This window comes from Helicobacter sp. MIT 05-5294 (assembly GCF_000765675.1).
GTDB lineage: Bacteria > Campylobacterota > Campylobacteria > Campylobacterales > Helicobacteraceae > Helicobacter_D.
Genome location: NZ_JRPA02000001.1, coordinates 66,243 through 90,681 on the forward strand (window position 1 = coordinate 66,243; position 24,439 = coordinate 90,681).

The 24,439-nt window shown below is 39.8% G+C and carries 28 protein-coding genes; 11 read left to right on the top strand and 17 right to left on the bottom strand.

The window, feature by feature from the left end; all coding sequences use genetic code 11:
* Nucleotides 1-15 precede the first annotated feature (15 nt).
* Together LS69_RS00345 and LS69_RS00350 are read left to right on the top strand one after the other, a co-directional pair.
* Nucleotides 16-735: a chemotaxis protein gene (locus LS69_RS00345; protein WP_138121407.1), complete on the top strand. Its 720-nt coding sequence runs from the start codon at nucleotides 16-18 to the stop codon at nucleotides 733-735.
* 3 nt (nucleotides 736-738) lie between these two features.
* On the top strand, nucleotides 739-2,025 hold the full coding sequence (locus LS69_RS00350; protein ID WP_138121408.1) for a peptidase U32 family protein: 1,287 nt from the start codon (nucleotides 739-741) through the stop codon (nucleotides 2,023-2,025).
* A 31-nt stretch (nucleotides 2,026-2,056) separates the two neighbouring features.
* Here LS69_RS00350 and LS69_RS00355 read toward each other — a convergent pair whose 3' ends face one another.
* Nucleotides 2,057-2,566, bottom strand: a complete 510-nt coding sequence (locus LS69_RS00355; protein ID WP_138121409.1) for a hypothetical protein — start codon at nucleotides 2,564-2,566, stop codon at nucleotides 2,057-2,059.
* Nucleotides 2,567-2,574: 8 nt separating this feature from the next.
* On the bottom strand, nucleotides 2,575-3,186 hold the full coding sequence (locus LS69_RS00360; protein ID WP_138121410.1) for a DUF4879 domain-containing protein: 612 nt from the start codon (nucleotides 3,184-3,186) through the stop codon (nucleotides 2,575-2,577).
* A gap of 311 nt (nucleotides 3,187-3,497) precedes the next feature.
* Here LS69_RS00360 and rpsB point away from each other — a divergent pair, with 311 nt between their 5' ends.
* The 5 genes from rpsB (at nucleotide 3,498) to LS69_RS00385 (ending at nucleotide 8,268) form a co-directional block, all read left to right on the top strand.
* Nucleotides 3,498-4,286: a 30S ribosomal protein S2 gene (rpsB, locus tag LS69_RS00365; protein ID WP_138121411.1), complete on the top strand. Its 789-nt coding sequence runs from the start codon at nucleotides 3,498-3,500 to the stop codon at nucleotides 4,284-4,286.
* Between the two features lie 9 nt (nucleotides 4,287-4,295).
* Complete coding sequence (tsf, locus tag LS69_RS00370; RefSeq protein WP_138121412.1) at nucleotides 4,296-5,363, top strand: translation elongation factor Ts; 1,068 nt, start codon at nucleotides 4,296-4,298, stop codon at nucleotides 5,361-5,363.
* Between the two features lie 13 nt (nucleotides 5,364-5,376).
* Entirely contained in the window at nucleotides 5,377-6,018 is a 642-nt protein-coding gene (locus LS69_RS00375; RefSeq protein WP_138121413.1) for an ATP-binding cassette domain-containing protein, read from the top strand.
* A gap of 55 nt (nucleotides 6,019-6,073) precedes the next feature.
* The gene (gene fliR / locus LS69_RS00380) at nucleotides 6,074-6,850 is read left to right on the top strand and encodes a flagellar biosynthetic protein FliR (protein WP_138121414.1); all 777 of its coding nucleotides are present in this window, start codon (nucleotides 6,074-6,076) and stop codon (nucleotides 6,848-6,850) included.
* A gap of 176 nt (nucleotides 6,851-7,026) precedes the next feature.
* A complete protein-coding gene (locus tag LS69_RS00385; protein WP_138121415.1) occupies nucleotides 7,027-8,268 on the top strand; it encodes a multidrug effflux MFS transporter in 1,242 nt (413 codons plus the stop codon).
* A 69-nt stretch (nucleotides 8,269-8,337) separates the two neighbouring features.
* Here LS69_RS00385 and LS69_RS00390 read toward each other — a convergent pair whose 3' ends face one another.
* The 3 genes from LS69_RS00390 to LS69_RS00400 are packed head-to-tail and all read right to left on the bottom strand — an operon-like array spanning nucleotide 8,338 to nucleotide 11,138.
* Complete coding sequence (locus tag LS69_RS00390) at nucleotides 8,338-9,240, bottom strand: tetraacyldisaccharide 4'-kinase (RefSeq protein ID WP_138121416.1); 903 nt, start codon at nucleotides 9,238-9,240, stop codon at nucleotides 8,338-8,340.
* A complete protein-coding gene (locus tag LS69_RS00395; protein WP_138121417.1) occupies nucleotides 9,240-10,370 on the bottom strand; it encodes an aminotransferase class I/II-fold pyridoxal phosphate-dependent enzyme in 1,131 nt (376 codons plus the stop codon). The genes LS69_RS00390 and LS69_RS00395 overlap by 1 nt, the downstream gene beginning before the upstream one ends.
* Nucleotides 10,371-10,379: 9 nt before the next feature.
* Complete coding sequence (locus LS69_RS00400; RefSeq protein WP_138121418.1) at nucleotides 10,380-11,138, bottom strand: NAD+ synthase; 759 nt, start codon at nucleotides 11,136-11,138, stop codon at nucleotides 10,380-10,382.
* A gap of 130 nt (nucleotides 11,139-11,268) precedes the next feature.
* Between LS69_RS00400 and LS69_RS00405 the strand changes: the two genes are divergently transcribed.
* Both LS69_RS00405 and LS69_RS00410 read left to right on the top strand, forming a co-directional pair.
* Nucleotides 11,269-12,165, top strand: a complete 897-nt coding sequence (locus tag LS69_RS00405) for an OmpA family protein (RefSeq protein ID WP_138121419.1) — start codon at nucleotides 11,269-11,271, stop codon at nucleotides 12,163-12,165.
* 19 nt (nucleotides 12,166-12,184) lie between these two features.
* Nucleotides 12,185-13,579, top strand: a complete 1,395-nt coding sequence (locus LS69_RS00410) for a chemotaxis protein CheX (protein ID WP_138121420.1) — start codon at nucleotides 12,185-12,187, stop codon at nucleotides 13,577-13,579.
* A gap of 65 nt (nucleotides 13,580-13,644) precedes the next feature.
* On the opposite strand, the gene LS69_RS11015 is transcribed toward LS69_RS00410, so the two are convergent.
* Genes LS69_RS11015 through aroQ form a run of 12 tightly spaced genes read right to left on the bottom strand, consistent with a single transcriptional unit; the run spans nucleotide 13,645 to nucleotide 23,087 of the window.
* Nucleotides 13,645-13,767: a hypothetical protein gene (locus LS69_RS11015; RefSeq protein ID WP_275050946.1), complete on the bottom strand. Its 123-nt coding sequence runs from the start codon at nucleotides 13,765-13,767 to the stop codon at nucleotides 13,645-13,647.
* A 42-nt stretch (nucleotides 13,768-13,809) separates the two neighbouring features.
* A complete protein-coding gene (locus LS69_RS00415) occupies nucleotides 13,810-14,346 on the bottom strand; it encodes a RuvX/YqgF family protein (protein ID WP_238699037.1) in 537 nt (178 codons plus the stop codon).
* An 8-nt stretch (nucleotides 14,347-14,354) separates the two neighbouring features.
* The gene (gene hemW / locus LS69_RS00420) at nucleotides 14,355-15,509 is read right to left on the bottom strand and encodes a radical SAM family heme chaperone HemW (protein WP_138121421.1); all 1,155 of its coding nucleotides are present in this window, start codon (nucleotides 15,507-15,509) and stop codon (nucleotides 14,355-14,357) included.
* A 12-nt stretch (nucleotides 15,510-15,521) separates the two neighbouring features.
* Nucleotides 15,522-16,370 carry a flagellar motor switch protein FliY gene (gene fliY, locus LS69_RS00425; protein WP_138121422.1) on the bottom strand — a complete coding sequence of 283 codons (849 nt, stop codon included), beginning with the start codon at nucleotides 16,368-16,370 and terminating at the stop codon, nucleotides 15,522-15,524.
* Between the two features lie 8 nt (nucleotides 16,371-16,378).
* A complete protein-coding gene (fliM, locus tag LS69_RS00430) occupies nucleotides 16,379-17,440 on the bottom strand; it encodes a flagellar motor switch protein FliM (RefSeq protein WP_138121423.1) in 1,062 nt (353 codons plus the stop codon).
* On the bottom strand, nucleotides 17,433-18,137 hold the full coding sequence (locus LS69_RS00435; protein ID WP_138121424.1) for an RNA polymerase sigma factor FliA: 705 nt from the start codon (nucleotides 18,135-18,137) through the stop codon (nucleotides 17,433-17,435). Before LS69_RS00435 ends, fliM begins: the two co-directional genes overlap by 8 nt.
* The gene (locus LS69_RS00440) at nucleotides 18,121-18,516 is read right to left on the bottom strand and encodes a hypothetical protein (RefSeq protein WP_138121425.1); all 396 of its coding nucleotides are present in this window, start codon (nucleotides 18,514-18,516) and stop codon (nucleotides 18,121-18,123) included. The genes LS69_RS00435 and LS69_RS00440 overlap by 17 nt, the downstream gene beginning before the upstream one ends.
* A gap of 18 nt (nucleotides 18,517-18,534) precedes the next feature.
* A complete protein-coding gene (locus LS69_RS00445) occupies nucleotides 18,535-19,392 on the bottom strand; it encodes a P-loop NTPase (RefSeq protein WP_138121426.1) in 858 nt (285 codons plus the stop codon).
* 1 nt (nucleotide 19,393) lies between these two features.
* A complete protein-coding gene (flhF, locus tag LS69_RS00450) occupies nucleotides 19,394-20,851 on the bottom strand; it encodes a flagellar biosynthesis protein FlhF (RefSeq protein WP_138121427.1) in 1,458 nt (485 codons plus the stop codon).
* Nucleotides 20,848-21,513: a 2-amino-4-hydroxy-6-hydroxymethyldihydropteridine diphosphokinase gene (gene folK, locus LS69_RS00455; protein WP_138121428.1), complete on the bottom strand. Its 666-nt coding sequence runs from the start codon at nucleotides 21,511-21,513 to the stop codon at nucleotides 20,848-20,850. Before folK ends, flhF begins: the two co-directional genes overlap by 4 nt.
* Nucleotides 21,514-21,516: 3 nt before the next feature.
* Entirely contained in the window at nucleotides 21,517-22,560 is a 1,044-nt protein-coding gene (locus LS69_RS00460; protein WP_138121429.1) for a M24 family metallopeptidase, read from the bottom strand.
* A gap of 23 nt (nucleotides 22,561-22,583) precedes the next feature.
* The gene (aroQ, locus tag LS69_RS00465; protein WP_138121430.1) at nucleotides 22,584-23,087 is read right to left on the bottom strand and encodes a type II 3-dehydroquinate dehydratase; all 504 of its coding nucleotides are present in this window, start codon (nucleotides 23,085-23,087) and stop codon (nucleotides 22,584-22,586) included.
* A 144-nt stretch (nucleotides 23,088-23,231) separates the two neighbouring features.
* Here aroQ and LS69_RS10740 point away from each other — a divergent pair, with 144 nt between their 5' ends.
* Together LS69_RS10740 and rsmD are read left to right on the top strand one after the other, a co-directional pair.
* The gene (locus tag LS69_RS10740; protein ID WP_238699038.1) at nucleotides 23,232-23,822 is read left to right on the top strand and encodes a hypothetical protein; all 591 of its coding nucleotides are present in this window, start codon (nucleotides 23,232-23,234) and stop codon (nucleotides 23,820-23,822) included.
* The gene (rsmD, locus tag LS69_RS00475; protein ID WP_138121431.1) at nucleotides 23,815-24,432 is read left to right on the top strand and encodes a 16S rRNA (guanine(966)-N(2))-methyltransferase RsmD; all 618 of its coding nucleotides are present in this window, start codon (nucleotides 23,815-23,817) and stop codon (nucleotides 24,430-24,432) included. Before LS69_RS10740 ends, rsmD begins: the two co-directional genes overlap by 8 nt.
* Nucleotides 24,433-24,439: the final 7 nt, after the last annotated feature.

The window sequence follows — 24,439 nt, forward strand, 5'->3', positions numbered from 1 at the left end:
TTTCAAGGGTTAAGAATGACACAAGAGGAATTGGATTCACTGCTAGGTAGCGATATGGACGATGTTGCGCAAGGACAAGAACAAGAAAACACAGAGGAAAGCGCAAGTGAGGATTTGGGTGAGGATTCCATAGCTCAAGCAGACCCAACTATCAAAAGTGAAGCAAAAGCACATGATTTTTCTATCGAACAAGATGTAAGTTGGCCCCCACCTCCGCCAACAGCAGAGCATAAAGTGGTGCATCAACTAGATGATGTTACGCGGGATTCTGAAATCAAAGCAACAGAAATGTTTGATAAGCTAGAGAAAATCAACAACCTAGACGCAGACATTGAAGATGCTTTTGGAGAGATTCAGCAGTTTATTGATTCCCAAGAGGAATTACTCCAAAAGCTTCACGCTAAATTTCCGGATTTTCATACTTTCAACGAGCAGTTAGAAGCTGCAGCGAAAGTGAAATCCAATGTGCAAAAAGTTTCGGATTCCTTGCAAGAGATTGCAAACATTTCACTAGACGCAATGGAAGCCATGCAATATCAAGACATTCATCGTCAAAAAATTGAACGCGTTATCAACATTATGCGCGCCCTTGCAAGATATATGAGTTCTCTCTTTGAAGGCAAGATTGACGATAATAAACGCGTAAGCTCCGCGGTGCATATCCAAGGAGACAAAACCGAAAATGTTGTAAATGAAAGCGATATTGAAGCTTTGATTGCGAATTTTGGCAAGTAGTTTATGCAAGAGCATAATCCAACCCCCTCCAAGATTCCAGAGCTTCTTTGTCCTGCGGGTAACCTCAAAAAGCTAAAAATCGCCCTAGAATATGGGGCGGACGCGGTTTATGGCGGAGTGAGTCATTTTTCACTGCGGAATCGCTCGGGCAAGGAATTTGATTTTGAATCCTTTAAAGAGGGCGTGGAAATCACGCACGAGCGCGGTAAAAAGATTTATGTAACTATTAATGGATTCCCCTTTAATTCACAATTAAAATTGCTAGAATCGCATATTGAAAAAATGGCAAGTCTAAATCCTGACGCTTTTATTGTCTCAACGCCGGGAGTGATTAGGCTCTCAAGTCAGATTGCGCCACAGATTCCGATTCATCTCTCCACACAAGCAAATGTATTGAATATCTTGGACGCGCAAGTGTTTTATGAGCTTGGAGTGAAGCGCATTATCGCCGCTAGAGAGTTGAGCTTAAAAGATGCGGTGGAGATTAAAAAAGCCTTGCCAGATTTAGAGTTGGAAATCTTTGTGCATGGTTCTATGTGCTTTGCATTTTCGGGACGATGTTTAATTTCCGCGTTGCAAAATGGACGCGTGCCAAATCGTGGAAGTTGCGCGAATGATTGTCGGTTTGATTATGAATACTATGTGCGCAATCCCGATAATGGTGTGATGATGCGTTTAGTGGAAGAAGAGGGGATTGGCACACATATTTTTAATGCTAAGGATTTGAATCTGATAGAACATTTGCCTTTGATTTTGGAGAGTGGAGCGATAGATTCTTTGAAAATTGAAGGGCGCACGAAATCTAGCTATTATGCGGGTATTACTGCATTTGCTTATAAAACCGCTTTGCAAGATTATGCGCGAGGTGAATTTAAAGGCGAGAAATATATGCAGGAGCTAGAAACGCTCAAGAATCGCGGGTTTAGCGATGGTTATTTGGTGCATCGTCCTTTTGAGAAAAACAACACGCAAAACCACCTAACCGCCATTAGCGAGGGGAGTTATCAAGTCAATGCGGAAGTGGGCGAAGAGGGCAAAACTGCGCTTTGCAGGCACACGATTCGCCCCGGAGAACCAAAAGAAATCGTGAGTGCGCATTGGGATAGCATTCGGGTTGGGAAAAACGAAATTGGCGAGATTTTTGAAGAAAAGGGCAAAAAATACCTGCGACTTTTTAAGATTCTGCTAGAGAATGGCAAGGAGCTAGAATCTATCCATAGCGGCAATGAAAACGCGTTTGTCTTGCCCTTTGCCTTGCCGCCTTTTAGCTTTTTGCGCCAAAGGATTTAGGGAATCCTTTGTGCGTTTTGGCAATTATATTTTAAGCTTTAATATCCTGCAAAATTGCACTTAAAATATCAATCGTTTTTGATTTTCGCACTTCAAATTGTGCTTGACTTTCATATTCTCCATTGCTTAAATTTCCGCTTTTTACTCTGTTATTTTGCAGTGCAAAGATGGTTTCATTAAGCAACTCTTGAACTTTTTGTGCGTCTGATTCTAGGCTAGTTTCCTTGCGCACTTGGTTAAAGATTGCCTTGTCTAGCTTAGAGACATCACGGATTCCTTGCAGATTCATCGCTTTTTCTATGTCATTGCCAAACTTCGCTGCAAGAGCAAGGATTCGTGTCTCTCTGTCTAGTGTAGGGGTAGAATCCTCTTTGTTTTGCTTTTCTTTTTCCCATTGTTCTAATTTCTCTGCTGTTGGTGCTACCATACCTAGAAATTCACCAAAAGTTTTAGAATCCTCTCGGGGTTGTGTTGCTTTGGCTTGATTGGATTGATTTTTATACAATGATAAATCTTGATAATTTTGTGTATTGATTTGCATGGGAATCCTTACTTAATATAAATACTTGTGCTCATTGTGGGACCTACATTGAGGGAGCGGACAGTATAAGTGAATGTGCCATTAGAATTGCTTGGTTTTGAGATGTCCCAGACTTCTAACCAGCCATAAACGACATTGCTATTATTAACTGCACCCTCGCATTCTATCATTGTTACTTGATTCCCTGCGAAAGTCGCACTATCTGTGCTTCTACCCCCATAGCCCACTACGCCTGTGATAACTTCAAATGGATTGCCTCCGTGATTAATAATTGTTTCTGTTTGGGCATCACTAGAAATCGTTTCACAATCATAGCCTGTTTGTTCTTTCATAGAAGCTGAACATACTGCTATAACATAAACTTCGCTTACGGGTGGAGCTGCTGCTTTTGAGGCTTCATTGTTTTTGTTTGCCTCATAAGCTTTTTTCATTCTCTCTAATGCTTTGTCAAGTTCTCCACTTTGGATTCTTTCTTTTAATAGCGAATTAGATTCTACATAGAAATTCATTCCATTTCTTGTAATCTTTTCTTTACCCTCTGTGGTGTAGTTTTCCGCACCAAATGCGATTCCATAGCTTAAAACACTTGCTAGAGCAAGACTAAAGATTCTTTTTGTCATTTTAGCTCCTTAAAATTAAGATATATAAATCTTCAAGCAAAAAGTATTCCTTGTATATGGTTTGGATTTTGGTTTTGATTAGATGATAGATTGCTTCGCAAGTTAAAAATGCTTAAACTTGCACAAAGGCGCATAATTTTGCTTTTGAAATCCCATTTGAGAGCTTTTATTTAGCTAAATTTAAATAATTTTTTAGTATTATATGTGCCTTTTATTTTATCAAAACTCACACACGCTAATCCTAGTTTAGGTTGCGCATTTGCGTTTAAGGAGCGTGGAGGGAAAACCAAAACTACAAATAGGAGAACACTATGGTAACAATGAAAGACCTTTTGGAATGTGGTGTGCATTTTGGACACCAAACAAGACGCTGGAATCCGAAAATGAAAAAATACATTTTTGGTGTGCGCAAGAATATTCATATCATTGATTTGCAAAAAACTTTGCGCTATTTCCGCTACACTTACAATATCGTGCGTGATGCAGCAGCAGAGGGCAAAGTGGTGATGTTTGTTGGCACGAAAAAACAAGCAAGCGAGACGCTTAAGCAATACGCAGATAGCATTAATGCACCTTATGTAAATTATCGTTGGTTGGGTGGAATGTTAACAAACTTCGCAACGATTAAAAAATCCATTCGCAAACTTGAAATTATTGAGGAAATGGAATCTAGCGGACAAATTGACTTGCTAACCAAAAAAGAAAAGCTAATGATTTCTCGCAAAAAAGAGAAATTAACGCGTTATTTAGGTGGTGTGCGCCATCTCAAAAAAGCTCCTGATATGATTTTTGTGATTGACGCGGCGAAAGAAAAAATCGCTGTGGCAGAAGCTAGAAGACTTGGAATCCCGGTTGTCGCGCCATTGGATACAAACTGCGACCCAGATATGGTGGATTATCCGATTCCGGGAAATGATGATGCAATTCGCTCTATTCAATTATTCTGCAAAGAAATTGCGGAGGCTATCACTGAAGGACGCGCGATTGCAGGGGGTGAAGCACCAGAGGCACAGGCGATAGAACCTGCGAGTGAAGAAGAAAAGCAAGAGGTGATTGATGAAGCGATGAGCGAAGAAGATTTCGCAAAAAGCGCAGAGTAAGGAGAAATTATGGCAGAAATTAGTGCGCAACTCGTAAAACAACTTCGCGAAATGACTGACGCGGGAATGATGGACTGCAAAAAAGCTCTTGTAGAAGTGGGAGGCGATTTAGACAAAGCCGTAGAATATTTGAGAGAAAAAGGACTTAGCAAAGCGGCTAAAAAAGCAGACAGAGTTGCTGCGGAGGGAAGTATCGCGATTAAAGTATCTCCTGATTTCAAAAAAGTAAGTATGGCAGAAATTAACTCCGAAACAGACTTTGTTGCTAAAAATGATGGATTCAAAGAACTAAGCGCAAAAACCATTGCGATGGTGCAAGATTCTAATGTTTCAAGCGTGGAGGAGCTAAATACTCTAAACTTTGAAGGTTCAAGCTTTGAAGAATATCTAAAGTCTCAAATCGCAAAAATCGGCGAAAATATCGTTGTGAGAAGAATCGCAAAAGTCGAAGCCAAAGGTAGTGGAATCGTCAATGCTTATGTGCATTCCAATGGGCGCGTAGGTGTAATTATCGCGCTTAAATGCCAAAATGAAGCAAATGCAAGTAAATTGGCAGATTTTACCAAAAACCTTTGTATGCACGCTGCAGCAATGAAACCCCAAGTGATTAGCTACCATTCGTTTGATTTGGATTTCATCAAAAGTGAAAAAACCGCTATCATCGCCGAGCTTGAAAAAGAAAACGAAGAATTAAAGCGACTTGGTAAGCCTCTGCACAAGATTCCTCAATACATTAGCCAACTAGAACTAACTGATGAGATTCTTAAAAAACAAGAAGAATCCCTCAAAGAAGAGCTAAAAGCACAAGGCAAACCCGAAGCGATTTGGGATAAAATTTTGCCCGGTCAATTAGAGCGATTCAAAGCGGATTCTACGATTTTAGATCAACGCTTGACTTTGCTTGGACAATTTTTTGTAATGGACGACAAGAAGACGATTGCGCAAGTTTTGGCAGATAAATCCAAAGAACTCAATGATGTGATTGAAGTAGTGGAATATGTGCGTTTTGAACTCGGCGAGGGAATCACAAAACAGGCAGCTAGTTTTGCCGATGAAGTTGCAGCGCAACTAGGATAATAAAGGTCTGTCCTTGCCCTCTTTGGTGGCTGAAAATCTTAGCTTTAGTTATGATTCGCCCATTTTAGAAGATGTAACACTCCAGCTAAATGCGGGTGAAACGCTTTCTATTATGGGGGTTAGCGGAAGCGGCAAAAGCACACTTCTGCACATTTTATCTAGTTTTTTAAAACCGCAGAAAGGTTCAGTAAAGCTTCTAGGCAAAGATATTTATCAACTCCCCCAAGCAGAACTTCTTGCGCTTCGGCGTGATCAAATCGGAATTATTTTCCAATCCCATTATTTGTTTTTAGGATTCAGTGCAGAAGAAAATTTAGAAGTTGCTTCATTGTTAAGCGGTCAAGAAATTGATCACGAGCTATTAAGCTTGTTTGGCATTTTGGAAGTTTTGCCGCTTAACATTGGTTCATTAAGTGGCGGACAACAGCAGCGTTTATCTATCGCAAGGATTCTTACAAAAAAACCCAAAATCATTTTTGCCGATGAACCAACAGGTAACTTAGATAGAGAAACAGCCTTTAGCGTAATGGAACTTTTGTTTGATTATGTGAATCTCACGCAATCTTCGCTCGTTTTTGTTACACACGACCCGATTCTCGCCCATAAGGCGTTGTATGCTTATCGTTTGGAACACACCTCTCTCAAGCCACTTTGATAAGTCTCATGGATTGGTGGCTTTTTTGCTTTCAACTCTTCACAAGTGTTAATCTATGGAAATTTTGGCTTACTTAACTGAAGGTAATGTTGCGAATTTTTTGCTTTTGCTTTTGCGTTTTGCGGGGATTATCGCGTTTTTTCCATTCTTTGAAAATCAGATGATTAACGCCTCTCTTAAAGGCGCGTTGATTTTTTGGTTAACGATTGTGTTTATTCCGCTTTTAGATGTTGTGCCTCCTGCAAATTGGACGATTTTGCGTTTTATTGTCGCAGGACTTTCGGAGATTATGCTTGGATTCCTCGCTTCTATGGCACTTCAAATTGTGTTTGGTATGATTTCTTTTGGCGGGGAAATGATGTCTTTTGCTATGGGATTAACTATTGCCAATGCTTACGATCCTATCACGGGTGCGCAAAAGCCAATCGTAGGGCAGTTGCTCACGCTTCTTGCTTTGCTGATTGTTTTAGGATTGGATTACCATCATTTGTTTTTTTATTTTGTGAGTGATAGCATTGAGAAGATTCCGCTTGGAGGCTTTATGTTTAGCCAAAATTACATTGAATACATTGTGAAATCTTTTGCAAATCTCTTTGTGATTGGGCTTACGATGTCTTTTCCAATCATCGCGCTGATTCTGCTTTCTGATATTATTTTTGGTATGATTATGAAAGCCCACCCGCAGTTTAACTTACTTGCGATTGGATTCCCTGTTAAGATTTCTGTTGCTTTTGCGGTATTGATTGTGATTGTCCCTGCGATTATGATTCATTTCAAGCGCGAGTTTTTAAGTGCGTTTGATGCACTCACGATTCTTTTTCAGCTTAAATAAATCTCACTAATTGTGCTAATAAATAAAACCAAAACGCGCTTTTTAACCAATCAAAGAATTGCGTGATAGTGCGCATTGCCGCAGGATTCTTAGGAATCCAAAAGTCAATATTTTTTTATCTTTTTTTAAAATTTTAAGTAATAAAATCCGCAATCAAAATTCTGTAAGGAATCTGTATGCAAAAACAAAGGATTTCCCCTTATCAAGGCTTCGCAAAAACAAGATTGATTGTTATTTTGGCTTTTATGTCTAGCCTTGCACCCCTTTCTACGGATATGTATTTACCAGCACTTGGAGAAGTGCAAGTGAGCTTTTCCACCACTCCTTTTTATACACAACTCTCACTTGCCGCATTTTTCGTAGCTTTTGCTTTTGGACAACTACTCTATGGACCGCTTAGTGATATTTATGGCAGGAAAAAGCCTCTTTATGTCGGAATCATACTTTTTATCGTGGCAAGTATTGCGTGTGTGAGTTTTGATTCGGTGCATAGTTTTATTTTTTGGCGTTTCTTGCAAGCACTTGGTGGGTGTGCTGGTGTGGTGATTGCTCGGGCGATTATTAATGACAACTTTGAGCTTAAAGAAGCTGCGAGTGCGTTTGCTTTGATGATGATTGTTTCATCACTTGCGCCGATGTTAGCTCCGGTGCTCGGCAGTTTTTTGCTTGATTTTTTCTCGTGGAAAAGTATTTTTACTACGCTTTTTGCGCTTGGGATTCTGCTTTTGGTGATGATTGTTTTTGGAGTTAAAGAGCAAAAGCCACAATTTGTGCAGAAACCAAATCTCACAACAATGCTTTGCAATTATGTAGAGATTTCAAAAGACCGCAGATTCCGCATTTATGTGTTATCTACAAGTTGTGTTATGGCGACGATTTTTGCTTATATTACAGGTTCGTCATTTCTCTTTCGCGAATATTTTGATTTGAGCGAGAAAGCCTATGGAATCCTCTTTGGCATCAATGCTCTAAGTTCTATGATTTTTGCAAACATTAATGCAAGGATTGTGCGCAAAGTCTCGCCTTATGCGATATTGCCTTATGCGTTTGTAACAATGTTTGGAATCGCAATAGCATTGATTGTGGTGGGGTGGTTTGATTGGGGGTTCTTGCCTTTTGAGATTCTTTTGTTTTTGATGTTTGGGGCAAATGGATTTATCATTCCCAACACCACAACTCTTGCAATGGCGCGTTTCAAACAAGCTTCCGGAAGTGCTTCTGCGATTTTAGGTATGGTGCAGTTTGCGATTGCTGGGGCGATTTCCTTTTTTGTTGGCGCAGTAGAAGCCAACACGCCCTTTCCTTTGGCGTTAATCATCGCTTGTTGTTTGCTTTTTGCGTGCGGAATCTATTTTAGTTTAAATGCGCGAGAAGTGCGTAGATATAAGCAAAAGTTCTTTGATATTGGGAAGAAATAATGGCTTTGTGTTTTGGCAAAAGCACAAGGAGATTTCTGCTATGGAATCTAAAGCGTGCAAATCACGCGTTTAGGATTCCTTAGCGATATATTCTGCAATCGTTTGTTTAATGGCTGGATTGATTTGCATTTCTAAATGCAAGAGGGACAAAGGCAAACCAAACTCTTCGAGCTTTGTCGCGTCCTTTTGTGTAACAAGCAAGGAAGTCGCTTCAAGGCGCGTGTATTCTTCTAGGATTTTGGATTTGTCAAAAAAGCAATGGTCATTTAAGATGATTTTGCCTACAACATCAGGCAAATAGTCGTTTAATCGTGAGGGATTCGCGATTGCGGTGAGAAGCAGCATTCTTTTAGTTGGCGAGAGGAGTTGCACTTTGCGTTCATAATCCACGCCCTCACGCGCTAGAATATCTGCATTTTTATAGGCGCGTTTATGTTCGCGATACCCACCACTTGGGATACAAAAGCTAAAATAGGGTTCAAGTTTGGGGCGAAGTAGAATGTTTAGCTTTTTGAAGTTAAAGCGAAATCCATCATCAAGAAAAATAACTTTAGCCCCTAATTCTTTGGCTTTGATAATAGCTTTTTGGCGATTTTCGCTGACGATTACACTAGCATTTGGGAGATTTTTTGCCAACATTATCGCTTCATCACCCGCATTTTGCACATTGGTTTGAATCTCTCCGCGAATGCTTACGATTTGCAAACCTTTACTTTTTCTCCCGTATCCGCGCAAAATCACGCAAGAATCTTGATAGTCTTTAGCAATCTCTAAAATAAAAGGCGATTTGCCACTGCCGCCTAATACAAGATTGCCCACGCTAATAATAGGAATCCCAAAGTCCAAAAACCGCGCAAATTTTCGTTTGTAAGTTGCAACGATGCAATAAACAAAACTAAAAGGCAAAAGGCAAAAGGCAAGAATCTTTTGTGGCGCACTAGGGGCGAAAAAATATTGTTCAATCTTACGCATTAAACACGCTCACTTGCAAGGCGTAAGACTTGTTTGCAAACATAATCTATATCTTCTTTTTGCATCGCACTATAAATGGGCAAACTTAGAATTTGTTGATAGTTTTTAAGTGAGATAGGGAAGTCGCTGATTTTGTATTTATATTTGTTTTTGTAGTAGCTTAGCAAATGCAAAGGCACGAAATGCAGTGCGCTTTCAATCCCGCAAACTTTAAGCTCACGCGCGAAATGGTCGCGATTCTTATCTACTTTGATAATAAAATGAAAAAAGATATGCTCACGCAGAATCTTTGGCATAAAAAGATGTGGAGCGTCTTGTAGGGCGTTGATATAATGCTTGGCAATCTCTTGACGCCTTTTGATAATATAATCAATGCGTTTGAGTTGGCTTAGACAAAGCGCAGTATCTAAAAAGCTAATATTGTATTTGTTGCCAATACCTACAACATCATAGAGATATTGAGGGCGTGTGCTAGTAACGCGCTCACTTACGATTCCATGATAGCGCAACAACATTGCAGCAGAAGCAAGTTCGTCATCTTGCGTGGTGAGCATTCCTGCTTGTGCCACAGGATTTGAAGAATCCAGCACAATGCTAAAAATACTTGCAAAGCAACGATGAGAGCCTATTTTCAAGCCATTTTGCGTTAATCCTAATGCCATTGTAGCGTCTTCAATAAGTTTGATATTGTAGCTTTTAGCGAGTTCATAAAAGGAATCTATTTCACAAGCTTGTCCTGCGGTATGGCTGATGATGATTGCGCGTAGCTTTTTGTTGCCGATTCTTTCAAGAGTTTCTTTGCACTTTTGCAAGGAAATCAAAAAGGTATCTTCTTCAATATCTACAAAAATCGGTTCAGCGTCAAAATGGCGAATCATCTCCGGAAAGCTAGGGTGGCAATTCACGGGACATAGGATTTTATCCCCTCGCTTTAAATCCATTGCAAATAGGCATAAATGAAAGGCAGCAGTGCCACTAACTGCAGAAACTGCGTGTTTAACGCCAATGTAGTTTTTAAATTCTTCTTCAAGCTCCAAAACGATATTGTGGCTTGGATTCTCTAATACATTGAGGATTGCGTCTTTTTCGGCTTCGGTAATATCGGGGATAAAATAGGGGATATTTCGCATAAGATTCCTTTAAATTTGTGCAATTTGTGGCATTTTGCGTTTAAATTCAAAACGAGCAATTCGGCTTTGGACAAGCTTTAACGCCTCTTTTGATAGGTTTTGTTGTAGGATTTCATTCTCGTTTGCGCCTTTTTCTAGAAGTTGCATAATCTTGTCTAAGACCGCATAAGAGAATCCCAACTCTTTTTCATCGCTTTGCCCCTCGTATAAATCCGCGCTCGGTGCTTTTTCTATGATGCTTTTTGGAATCCCTAGAAGATGTGCGAGTTCGTAAATTTCGGTTTTGTAGAGATTTCCAATCGGGTTAATAGCACTTGCTAAATCGCCAAAAATCGTGCCATAACCAAGCATGATTTCGCTTTTGTTGCTCGTGCCAATAACTAGCGCATGGTTGGCAAACGCATAGTCATAGAGGCAAACCATTCGCAATCTCGCACAGAGATTCCCCAAGCGCAAAGGATTAGAATCCAATCCTTGCAAAGTCGCTTCAAAAGCACTTTGTAGTTGGTTAAGCGGGAGGATTTGATAGGAGATTCCAAAAGATTTGCATAATTCTAGCGCGTGTGTTAAACTCGTTTGGGAGGATTGTTTGGAGGGCATCAAAAGTGCCTGATGGCTTTTGGGAAAGGCAAGCTGACAAAGACGCGCAACCACTGCAGAATCAATGCCGCCACTTAATCCAAGCACGACGGATTCAAACCCTCTTGCTTGAACTTCTGTCGTAATAAATCGGACAAGGTTTTGCTTGATAGCTTCAAAATCTTTCATTGAAGAATCGCCTTTATTATGGATAAAATTACATTGAAATAAAAAATTAAATAAAAAATTTCAATAAAACTTATATTATAACCAAATTTTTAGCTATAATATAAGTTCTAATATTGTTTAAGGAGAAAATATGAAAAAAGTTCTTGCGCTTTCACTCGTTTTGAGCGGCTCACTTTTCGCGGCAAATAATTTGTTCGAAATTACTCCACAAGTTGGAGGCACTTTCCATATTGATAATGACCGCTATAAAGATAGTGCGGATTTGAGTTATGGTTTGAAATTCGCTAGTCGTGTAGCTCCAAGTGTGCTTGTAGAGCTTGGTTATGACAGAGCAGATACTGCAAAAGGCAGTGAGCCTAGGCAATCTACCGATATTAATCGCTACTATGTGAATCTCGTTAAAGAATTTGAAGTATGGGATAAAACCGATATTTATATCTTGGGAGGTTTTGGATATGAGGATTTGCGTCATAATTTCCAAAATATGGACGATGACTTCTTCGGACAATATGGTGTAGGATTGCGTCACGAACTCGCAGAATACCTCCATCTTAAGACAGAAGTAAGACATTTGGCTAGTTTTGATGGACGCAGTGATGTGATTGCAATGGTTGGATTTAGTATCCCATTTGGCACTTATACACAGCCTGAGCCAGAGCCAACACCTGCATCTGCACCGGCACTTTCTCACATTCACCAATTCTCTGTGCAATTCCCATTTGATTCTACTAACATTGCGCCAGAATACAACGCAGAGATTGCAGATTTTGCAGAATATATGAAACAAAATCCAAATCAAACTGCAATTATCAATGGACATACAGATTCAACAGGAAGCGCAGTTTATAATCAAAAATTATCTGAACGCAGAGCTACTGCTGTGAAAGAAAAAATCATTGAAGAGGGCGTTGCTCCAGAAAGATTAGAATCTAAGGGTTATGGCGCAACACAACCTGTTGCAACAAATGCAACATCAGAGGGCAGAAAGCAAAACCGAAGAGTTGAGGCAGAAGTTTATACAAAATAAAACTTAAAGGTTTAGGGATTTGAGACCAATCATAAAGCATGATGTTGCCATTTACGCGCCTGATGTATGTTTGGAAATGAAAGAAGCCAAAGAAATTTGTGGCGTCCTCATTTCCAATAGTGCGACGATTCGTTCTCTCGCGCTGAAGGCGGTTTATTTTTCATTCGAGCATATTACTCGTTTTGATGAGGGAGCTACGATTCTTATCGCTAAAGCTCTACTTGCAATGCAAAACAAAGTAAGTATTGCAGTGGCATTTGTTGGCTATAATGACGCTCAATTTCCCAAGCTAAAGTCTCTTTTCCCTAACAAAAGTTTGCCGCTTTTCCGCACAGAATATATGGCGAATCTTTTGCTTGGGCTTAAAACTCCCCCTTTGAACCAGCGTATCATTTACTATGATAGTGATGGTATGATGCAGACATTGATTTCCCAAGAACTTGCCGCTAAGGGCTATGAGATTATTTGTGTGAATAGCGGCGAAGAGTTTATGGATAAGCGGCGTCAATACCTTGATAAAGCAATCTATCTCTACGATATTTACTTTGATGTAACCAACAACTTTATACCTATTACAATTAACAATGGAATTGTAATCTACACTCTTTATAAAAAAGTGGATAAAAATATTTCACTTTTCTTTAATATTCAAGCGCACAATTCACGCTTAAGAGAGGGTTATAAGGTTTTCATTTTTGATGCAAGCGATACAAAAGACTTCAATCTCGCAGTGATTGATTTTATTATGTCTTTGGCATTGAATAATACGAAATTTGGAGCTTGTATCGCAATTTGTGGATTGAAAACCCCTTTGGATTCTAGTAGGCAAGAGTTATGCGCTCGTAGTAATATTTTGTTTTTTGATAGTGTGGATAAGTGCAAGAATGACGCAAAAATTAAAGAACTTGCAAAAGCACATCAAGCTTCCCAGCAAAAGAGTGGGGGGCTTACTAAGCATTTAGTCGCGCAATTACCGGTGTTTATTAATGCTGCAATCGAAACGCTCTCTTCTCTTACAGGCGGAGAGGCAAAACGCACAGATTATAAAGTAACCAAATACAACAAAAGTAACGAAGCGGATATTATGGCGGCGATGATTACCTTTGAAGGCGATGTGAATGGGCTTGTAGCTTTGTGCTTTAGCAAAGGGCTCGTCAAAGAAGCTTCTATGATGTTGTTGGGAGAAGAATCTCAAAGCGATGAAGAATTGCTAGATGTGATTTCGGAATTTACCAACATTATCGCAGGTCGCTCCAAAGCTGTTTTGGCTGAAAATAGCGTCTCTATTGGTATTTCATTGCCAAAAGCCTTTAAAAACGAAGATGAAATCTATAAGGTGCTTACAGGCAAACAAGGTGTGCAAATCAACCTACTTTTGAATAATAAATCTTTGATTCTATTTTTGGCGCATTAGTGATTGCTTTTTGTGGTTTTAAATTCTGCGCTAAGCTAACTTTCCCGATTTGCCTTACAGGAATCTCATGGGGTATTTTGTGTTGTTTCTTGCTGTTGTAAATGTGGGTTTTTGTGGCAATCCATAATGTTGGGTTTTAAAAATTCACCCACTGCGTCATTACGAGAATTCGCTAGGCTTTGTCGCAATCCGTAATCCAAGATTGTGCTTCTTTAAGTTGGCGGATAGCTTTAGGGTTGCTTGTCATTGTGTGACTCCTTTTTGGGCGGAATTTTAGCATAATCCATTCCCAAATACCGCTCCAATATCACAAGTGCAGCCAAAGAATCCAAAGTCCCATCTCTGCTGTGCGCTCTTTTGCGCATTTTTTTGTCCTCTAGTTGTTGCAATGCTTCAAAGGAGCTAAAACTTTCGTCTAGAAAAAGAATCGGAAGATCTTTTGGAATCTCTAGCAAATTCACAAAATGCCTAATTCTGCGCTGCATTTCCAGAATCGGATTGTCTGCTGCCTGTGCTATGTTGGGATTGTCTGCTAATGGGATGTGCGTGTTAGAATCCAAATTCAAACTAGAATCTGTAATCGGAATTCCAACAAGCAACAAATCCGCTTTGGATTCTATGATGAGTTGGCTGACTTCTTTTGCTGCTTGATTGCGGCTTTTGCGTAAAATTGGGGATATTGGCAGCGCGATATTTTGGATTGCCTTTGCGATTCCGATTCTCTTTAGTCCAATGTCCAAAGCTAAGATGATTTGCGGTGTTTTCAAGCTTTCTCCTATCCTACAAACAGCGCAATCTCATCGCCTAGAAAATAGTCTTGTGCATAAATTTTCTCCCCTTTTTTAAGGACTTTTTTGGAATCTAGCAAAAGCGCGAGATTTTTTTTGTTTGGAATTTTGCTTTCTTGCACTCCCACACAAGAGCGAAATCCCAAAAATAAATGCTCCAAAAGCTCATCTTCTAGGCTTAAAATCTCTGTTTGTTCTTCAAATTTTTCTAGGAATCTTTCAAGGCTTTTAGGCATTGTCGTGCGTATCTTATCAATGCACCCCACAGCACCCGCCCCAATGCCCAAATACGCTTTGCCGCTCCAATAGTTGAGATTATGTAAAGAGGGTTTGAAAGACGGCTTGGATTTGGCATAATTGCTCACTTCATATTGGCGGAATCCTGTGTCGTTTAAATACGCACAGACAAAATGCCCAATGCTTAAAAATCCCCCAAATTCTTCATTGGATTCCATGCTGTATTCCTTGTTGGAATCTTTGGGGAAAATGCTTCCAAATTTTTCTTTTTGTTTGTCAAAGAATCGGCTTTCTTCTTCAATGCTTAAGTGGTAAGCTGAAATGTGTTGAATAGGCAAGGAGGTGGCGCGTTGAAGTTCGGATTCTATGAGCTTTGGGCTACATAAAGGAGTGCCATAGATTAAGTCCACATTAAGATTCTCTAGCCCGACTTTAAACGCTAAATCAAGGGCATTATAGATAGAATCTTCTTTGTGGTCGCGCTCTAAAAATGCGAGTTTTTCGCTATCAAAGCTCTGCACTCCCAAACTCAAACGATTGACGCCAAAACTTTTAAGCGAGGAAAGCCATTCTAGGTTTAGCGTGTTTGGGTTTGCCTCTATGGTGATTTCAGCGTCAGATTGCAGATAGGGATAAATCTCTGCAAATACCGCCTCGTAGGCTTTTGCTTCAACAATGCTTGGCGTTCCGCCTCCAATATAAACAGAAGTGATTGTGAGATTCTTATATTGTTGGAGAAGAAGTTTGAATTTATAGGTGATATAGTGGGCTAAAGTCTCCATATAAATGGCTTGTAAATGGTTTTGGTTGGTTTTGGAATTAAATGCGCAATATCCGCATTTGCTATGGCAAAATGGAATATGCAGATAAAGAGAGGTGGCAAGGGATTTGTTTTGGGATTCCACAATCTAATCTTGTTATAAAAGTTGTTCAATCCTATCTTTTTTGGGAGCGATTTCGGTGATTTGGATTCCGAAGTTTCCATCTACGATGACGACTTCGCCTTTGGCGATTACTTTATCATCTACAAGCACTTCTAGCGGGTCGTTGGCGAGTTGGTTAAGCTCCACAACGCTTCCAATATCCATAGCAATCACATCTTTAAGAAGCATTTTTTTCTGCCCGATTCTAACTTTAACCTGCAAACGCACATCTAAAAGCATCGCCATATTTTTCATTTCTGAATTGTTCAACTCTACTTTTTGTGCGTTTCCGCCGCCATTTGTAGCTTCTCCGCTTGGAGCGGATTCTTCTTGTGCGGCAGCGGGATTGAAATGCTTTTCAAACGCGTCAGAAAAGGCAAAGTATAAATAATCTTGGATAGAATTGATATGAAACGAAAAAGTATAGAATCCGCTGTAATTGCCAAGCCCTAAATCCCCATCGGCTAGAAAGTTGATATTGCTAAGAGTGAAGCTAAGCTTGGGGAGCTCTTTTTGTCCGCCAAGAGAAGTGGAGATTGCCCCGAAAATATTGGAAGCAATTTCTTTGGTTGCGTCCAAATCGTCCGCCGTCATTGTATCTTGACTTTCTCCCTCGCCTCCTAGCATCATATCTGCAAGTGCGGTGGCGACTTTAGGGGAAATAAAAAGCGCAAGTGTTGCCCCATCATCAGTGTTAATATCAATCTTTGCCATTGGAGGCTTGATAGAATCGCTTTTGCCATCTTGTGCTTCTATATGGCTGACTTCTGGCGCACTTCCGAGCAAACCTTCAATCGTCGCACCTGTTTCTTGAATAATGAGTTTTAAAAAGTCATTTAACATATTTACTCCTAATCTTCTTCAATTTCGTTTGCTCTGGATTTGCGTTGCGCTTCAAGCATTTCAAGAATTTCTTTGACTTGGTCTTTTTCGGTTTTTATCATTTCTTTGACTTCAATCGTTTTGCGATAGCGGTGCAAACCAATCCCTGCGAGGAATTTCTCACGCCCATCTACATTGATAATCACGGTATCATCAGCAGGTCTATCTAAGCGCACAATATCGCCCACTTCCAAATCCAAGATTTCGTGCATATTGAGCTTTGTTTCGCCAAGCATTGCCGCGACATTGACTTTTGCACCTCCTAAAAGTGCTTGAAGTTCTTTGTTTCTTGATTTTTTTGAGCTTGTTTCGCTTAGCATAATATCCCGACTTGCCAATCTTGAAAGCACGGATTCTAACGAAATAACAGGATAGCAAAGGTTCATCATACCGCTACTATGCCCGATGATAATCTCCATAACCACCATAATAACAATTTCGTTTTGTGCAACGATTTGCACGACATTAGGGCTAGATTCCTTGACATCTACCGTCGGGAAAATCTCTGTAACAGGTCCCCACGCGTCTTTTAGATTCTGCATCATTTGTCGCAGAATCGTATCTAGTAAGTTCAGTTCAATATCACTAAATTCACGCGTGGATTCGTAAGGGTCGCCTTTGCCACCAAGCAATCTATCAATCATCGGGAAAGCAATGCTTGGGTTAATCTCCAAAACGCCCGTGCCATCAAGCGGTTTCATAGAGAAAACATTGAAGCTTGTAGGGCTTGGCAAACTCATCAAAAATTCACCATAAGTCATTTGATCCACGCTGTGGAGCTGAATCTCTACAATGGAGCGCATAATTGCAGAGATTTGCGAAGATAATGCACGCGCCATTTTGTCGTGGATTCCACGAAATGCACGCAACTGCTCCTTGCTGACGCGGTTAGGACGCTTGAAATCATAAAGCGTGATTTGGTGTTGTTGGACAACCGCGGGTTTTTCCGCTACTTCGGTGCTTTCTGCGCCATCGTCATCTACGACTTCTAAGAGCGCATCAATTTCTTCTTGACTTAATATATCAGCCATCTAGTCCCCTTTGCTCAAGGTATTGTCGGATTTTACGAATCACTGCTTTGTGGAGTTGGGAAACTCTTGATTCTGTAATCTCCATCACCTCACTAATTTCCTTAAAGCTCAATTCTTCAAAATAATAAAGCTGAATCACAAGCTGTTCGTTTTGGGTTGCTTGTCCCAAAATCTGTTCTATGATTCCAACTAACTCTTCTTTTTCTATAATCTCTAAAGTTGCCTCGTTTTCTGTCCCTAATTGGTCTTCTAAGGGCATCACGCCATAAATCTCACCCGCAATTCTTGCCTCTTTGATTTTCTCTTCGCTCTCATTTAAGATTTTGCTTAAGTAAGCATTATCGGGTTCTTCTTGGTGTTCGTTATAATAAGCCGCAATCTCCTTGTCAATGCGTTTGATGAGTGTGCGGGTTTGACGCGAAATGCTATCAAGACTGCGCAAATAATCTATCATCGCTCCATGCACACGAGGTTTAGCATATCCCCAAAAGGAATCATTCATCTTGCTATCGTATCTACGCGCTAGTTTGATGAGTTCCTCTGTGCCAATGGATACCAAATCCGCAAAATCCACAGAAGAAGGCAATCGTTCTTTAAGGCGAAATGCCATTGCTTTCAGTGCTGGGAGATAATCTAAAGCAAGAGAATCTTGAGATTGCTTTAATGCGGCTTGGTATCCATTAGAAGTCGTCAGCATAGCTATTCTTTTCCACCTCTATTTTTTTATTTTTACTCGTTCTTGCTTCCTCCTCTTCGTCTTCACGCATTGTTTTTTCCATCGTGCGTAAGAATCCACGAATCTTATTAGTGATTTTTTCGCGTTTATCAAATTCTTCAATGTATTCTTCTAACAAATCATTATAAGCAGGTCGCTTGATTGTATGTTCTTGATTGCCCAAAAATCGCACAAATAGTGAAATACTCACTAAGGTAATCAGATAGAATCCTATCGTAGAGATAAGCGTCCCTGCCACAATCATTTCAGGGTCGTCAAATTTCAAAAAGGATAATAAGAGTCCGATAAAAAATCCATTTACAATCGCAAAACTTAGAAAATTATCCATTTTTAAAGACATTTTGTTTCCTTACATTTCTCAAAAATGACCCAAAATCTTTTTTAAGAATTTACCAAATCTTTTATCTTCTTGCACTAGCACATTCCGTTCCATTTTTTTAGCAAGTTTCCGCGCAATCTCTTCAATCTCCATAGAGGGCGCAGAATTTGGCTCTTCCTTGACAAAGATTCCGCGATTCTTGCTGTAATGATTAATCAGAGTGGTTTTCGTGAGTTCCCCAATACATTCAAGCTGAATGTTGTGGATATTAGCTTGTGCGATTTTTTGCACTTTTTGGAAAATCATTTGCGCTTCTGAATGGTTTTTTGTCATATTAATTAGCATAAAGATTCGTTCTTTGAAATTTGCCGCGAGTTTGATTGTTGCATACGCATCTGTGATTGCCGCAGGGTCTGGAATCGTAATCACAATGGCTTCATCGCTATTTTTTAAGAAAGTTTGCGTGTATTCGCCAATCCCTGCGCCCGTATCTATAATGACAAAATCCAAACTATCCAAAAATGCAGAATCTTCAATCAAAGATTCAAACATAAATTCGCTTTTGTAGCGAAAAATATCTGTCCCCGAATCGCCGGGTATCAAATAGAGATTCCGCTCTATGGGCATAATAATATCTCTAAGTTTAGCTTGGTTTTTTAAGACATGCAAAAGATTCTTCTCGCAACGCACACCAAACATAATATCTAGGTTTGCAAGTCCAATATCGGCATCAAAGATTCCGACTTTGAATCCTAGCTGCCAAAGTTTATAGGCAAGATTCGCGCTAAAGGTGGATTTCCCAACGCCTCCTTTGCCGCTTGTAATAGTGATAAATTTGGTATTAGAAGTTTTTGGGGTTTCTAAAAGCAATTCCAAATTTGCCGCTTGATTCTTCATTTTAGCCCTTAATCAATCCATCAAGTAGGCAATCAATTAGAAAATCACTCGTTGCGACATTTAAATCATTAGGCACTTCTTGTCCAACAGAGAAGTAGCTGACAGGCTTTTTGGTATCGTAAATGAGTGAGAAAATGTTGCCATAACTATGCGTTTCATCAAGTTTAGTAAAAAGCAAAGTATCAATGCCTAGCGTGGAGAAAGTATGATAAATGTCTTTTAAATCCTCGTATTTTGTGGTGGCACTCATTACCAAACTCACATCAATTTTTGTATTTGGGTCTGCATTAACAAAGCTTTTAAGGGATTCTAACTTTGCTCTATCGTGTTGTGAGCTACCCACCGTGTCAATCAAAATATAATCACAATATTTCAAAGAATCCAAAGCATTGACAAACTCTTCTGTATCCACCACGGTATCAATGCTTAGTTTCATCTTTTTGGCATAAAACATTAGTTGATCTACTGCGCCGATTCTATAAGTATCCAAAGTGATGATTCCAACTTTGTAGTTTTTGTTCAAAAGCCTTGAATAACGCGCGGCGAGTTTGGCTAAAGTCGTGGTTTTCCCTACGCCTGTGGGACCCACTAACATCATAATGTTCTTAGAATTACTGCTTAGATTCTCTGCTCTTGCGTAAACCATTTTGCGCAACACTTCCCTAAAATATCGCTTGATAAGCACCGAATTTTCACGCATTTTAATTGGCATTAACTCCAAAGTGAGCTGCATAATTTTCTCTAAATGCTCTTTTGCCATACCACTTGCTTTGGTGATTCTGTAAATCTCTGCAAATTCGTGCGGGATAATCAAGCCATCGCGTTTAGGTCCGCGCTCTTCCCAAAACATATTTTGAATCAATTTGAGCTTATCATTTAGCCTATCAATTTCCCCGCGAATCAGTCGCAAATCATTGTTTTCGGAGCTTGGAGAATCTTTCTTTTTGGTTTCGCTTTGGGATTCTTTATCCTTTGCCTTTGTTTGCGACTCTTCTTTGAGTTTTGTGGAATCTTGGGGCTTTATAGAATCTTGGATAGGATTGGATTCCTTTGTTATTTGTGGTATAGGATAGGACGATTTGGGCGGTATCTTTGTAGAAACTCCGGCAATTTGTGAGATTTGGCGCACGGCATCAGAGAGTTGCAACGAAACATCTTCAGGAAGCGTGTTTTGTAAATTTTGTGCCATACGCTTTTTTTCTAATTCTTTTTGCGCAATCAATTCCAAGCGGTCTGCGATATTGTTGCTTTTTGCAGTTAGTGTTTCGTTTTTTTGTTTTTCTTGCTCGGCTTTTGCCTTTGCTTCTTTTAAATCTTCCTCACTAATGGCAACAGAGATTTCATACATTCCATCACTTAGTTTTTTTTGTGAGATGATTGAAAACTCATCGCCAAGCTCTTGCTTCGCTTCTGCTAAGGCTAAAGCCGAGCTTTCTCCTGTGTAAGTAAATAGCTTCATATTTTCCTCTCTAATAATGGAATCTTAACACTTTCTCTAAAGCTCCAACTAATGTGTGGAATCTGCAAATGCTCCAATCGCAAAGTTTTGTTTTTGAATCCAATAATATCAATATCCAACGAGCGCGGTGCATTTTTAAAAGGGCGTTTGCGATTCCTCCCAAAAATGCGTTCCAAATAGGCGCATAAACTCCAAAACTCCACATAGCCAAGCTTTGTTTCTACCCATAAAATCGCGTTATAAAAATCCGCTTGTGCGGTGTAGCCAAAAGCAGGATTTTTGAAAATAGACGAAAAAGAAATTATAGCATTTTTAGTTTTCAACCTAAAGACAAGTTTCCAAAATGTTACCAAACATTCACCACAATTCGCCCCGATTCCTAAAATCACATAGTTTTTAAGCTTTTGATAGGCTTTAAATTCTCTGTAAGGATTAGGACTGCGCACAGCGCAAAAGCGCTGAATCCTAGAAGAGGGCGCGAAATGTTTAGGCTTACAAAGTTGCGTTGCCAAAGGAGGAACTGCATGGGTAAAAAGCGTAGAATCCGCATTGATTTTTGTTTTTTTGTAAGTTTTGATTCCAAAATAATGCGAAGAGGCTTTTAAGCCTTTGCTTTCTTGGTTTGGCGATTCTCGTTTGGGGTGCAGATTAAGAGGTTGCATATTTTAGATTCCAAGCACACGCGCACCGCTTTTTTCTAGCACTACCAAATCTTCAATGCGCACACCATAATGGTTAGGGATATAGATTCCCGGTTCGATAGAAAATACCATACCTTCTTCCAAGATTGTTTTTGAACGCGGTGAAATAACAGGCAATTCGTGAATATCTAATCCGATTCCATGTCCCAAAGAATGCACGAAATACTCGCCAAATCCAGCCTTTTCAATCACATTCCGCGCCAAAGCGTCCGCTTCAGAAGCAAGCATTCCGGGTTTGACTTTGGCAATCGCATATTCTTGCGCCTTTCGCACGACATCATAGATTTTTTGCAATTTCGCGTCTTTAAATTTCTGTTGTTTTTTGAAATTCAAGCCATTTTTACCAAAGCTCCCCGTGCGTGTCATATCAGAGCAATAGCGTTGGTATTTTAGCCCTGCGTCAAAAAGCAGTAAATCTCCCTTTTGGAGCTTAAGAGATGAGGGGAGGGCGTGGGGTTTGGCTGCGTTTTGGTTGATTCCAACGATTGGATTGAAGCTTAAATCAAAGCTTCCTTTGTGGGTTAGGAATCCTTGTGCTTTGAAATGCAAATACAATTCTTCGCGTTCTTCGCCCTTTTTGCTAAGGAAATCTGCAAACTTCGCAAAGGCTTGAAAATTAAGCTTTTGGGAATGGTGGAGGAGTTCAATTTCTTGCGGAGTTTTGAGGATTCGCTTTTGCTGATGGAAGTTTGGTTTTGGTAAGAAGTTGATTTTGAGATTGTTTTTGAGCTTTTCAAAGGCAAAAACCGAAAATTCTTGCGGATTATATACAAGAGTAGAATTTTCGTGTTTTTTAAGAATCGTGCGTGCGGTGCGGATAAGGTCGCGCGAGATAAGAATCTCTACTTTGTATTTGTCGTGCTTGATAGATTCTTCCGCTTCGGTTTTATAACGCCCATCAGTGATAAAGAATCCATATTTATCAAACGCGATAAATAGGGCATTATCACAACTATAACCCACTTCAAAATAAAGGGCATTTTCATCTTTGATGATAAAGTTTTCCAATTTGCCCTCCTTGCCAATAGCGGTTAAGCTTGTTGAGGCTGTGCGCCTTGCTGTGCAGCAGCTTGTTGTTTGCGTGCTTCTTTGATGGCATTAAGTTCGGTTAGAATCTGAACTAAGCCTTGCAATGCCAAATGATAGCCCATAGGACCAAACCCTGCGACAACACCCGCGCAAACTGCGGCAGTTAGGCTTTTATGTCGGAAATCTTCTCTTGCGTGAATGTTGCTAATATGCACTTCAATAGTTGGGAGATTCACCGCAGAAATCGCATCACGAATCGCGACAGAAGTATGTGAATAAGCGGCAGGATTGATGATGATTCCGTCATATTGTCCTAAGCATTCTTGGATTTTATCCACAATCTCGCCTTCAAAATTGCTTTGGAAAAAATCCACTTCCAAGCCGATTTGTTCTGCGTGTTGTTTGATGTTTTGGTGGATTGTTTCAAGCTTCGCCGGACCATAAATGCGCGGGTCTCGGATTCCTAACATATTAAGGTTTGGACCTTGAATAATCATTGCTTTCATTGTTGCTCCTTTTAAAATTTTTAAATTATAGCAAAAAAGATTCTAAATGCAAGAATTTTGCACTCTTTAAATGTAAAAAAATCATAAATTTAAGTGCAGATTCCGCTATAATTAATAAAACTTTTTGATTTTAAGGATTCTTAAATGAAAATTGCGCTGATTTGCGATTCTTTGTTGTTGGATAGAAGTTTGGAAATGTATCTTAAAGAGCATTTGACAAGCTATAAACTTTGTGATTTTGTCGTGGCAACACAAAAGGTAGAATCCCAAAAACCCGTGTTTTTGATTGGTGATTTTGAAGGTGCGAATCTCAAGATTCCTTTTACAAGGGAAATCTTGTTGCAAGAGTTAGAGGCTTTTGATGGGCAAGTGAGAGGAAAGGCGATTCAAGAATCCCAAAACGAAGAATCAAGGATTCCGCTTGGAATGCAAGAACAAGGCAGAAACGAGGGGTTTATCAAAGAAACCAATCTTGCAAGTGCGAGTTTTGATACTTTTGAGATTTCAAAAAATCAAGAAATCTTTGCTCCTAAAGAATCGCTAGAATCGTCTTTTGTAAAGGATTTGCCAGAGAGTGCATTCTCTACAAATTCTCTTACAAATCCTGCAAATAATTTTGAATCCTCTAAGTGCGAAGATTCGGCGTTGAATGCGAAGATTGAAGCAATTTTGCGCCGCTTTGCAAAGGAGATTGAAGCCGAAGTTCTCGCGCACTATAAGGATAAAAATGCCTAAACACCATAAAGAGAATCCAAAACGAGATTCTACAGCTAAGCCTCTCCAATCCACGCTTAAAGTTTTAGGTGGAATCTACAAAGGGCGCAAATTGCAAATGGCTTCGTTGCAAACTACGCGTTCTTCTAAGGCGATTTTAAAAGAATCTTTTTTTAACACGCTAGGATTCCAACTTTTTGGGGCGAATTTTGTGGAATTTTTTGCCGGAAGTGGGAGTATTGGGATTGAAGCATTAAGTCGTGGGGCAAAAAGCGCGTTGTTTTTTGAGCGAAGTAGCGCAGCTTGTGAAATCTTGCAGATGAATTTGCAAACCATTTGCCAAAATGACGAAAGTTATCGGGTGGTCTTGGGTGATACTTTTGAGTGTTATCGCACCGCCTTAAAAGACTTGCAAGTCCGAAGTATTGCCTATCTTGACCCTCCGTTTCCGCGTGAGGATTCGCAGATTTATCCCAAATGCTTTCAGATGGTAGAGGATTTGGATAGGGATTGCTTCGCTCTTGTAGTGATAGAACACATTTCTTCTTTGGAGATTCCGCAAAATATTGGTGATTTTGTCTTGGTGAAAACGCGAAAATTTGGCAGAAGTTCGTTGAGTTATTTTGAATAAAGGGGCA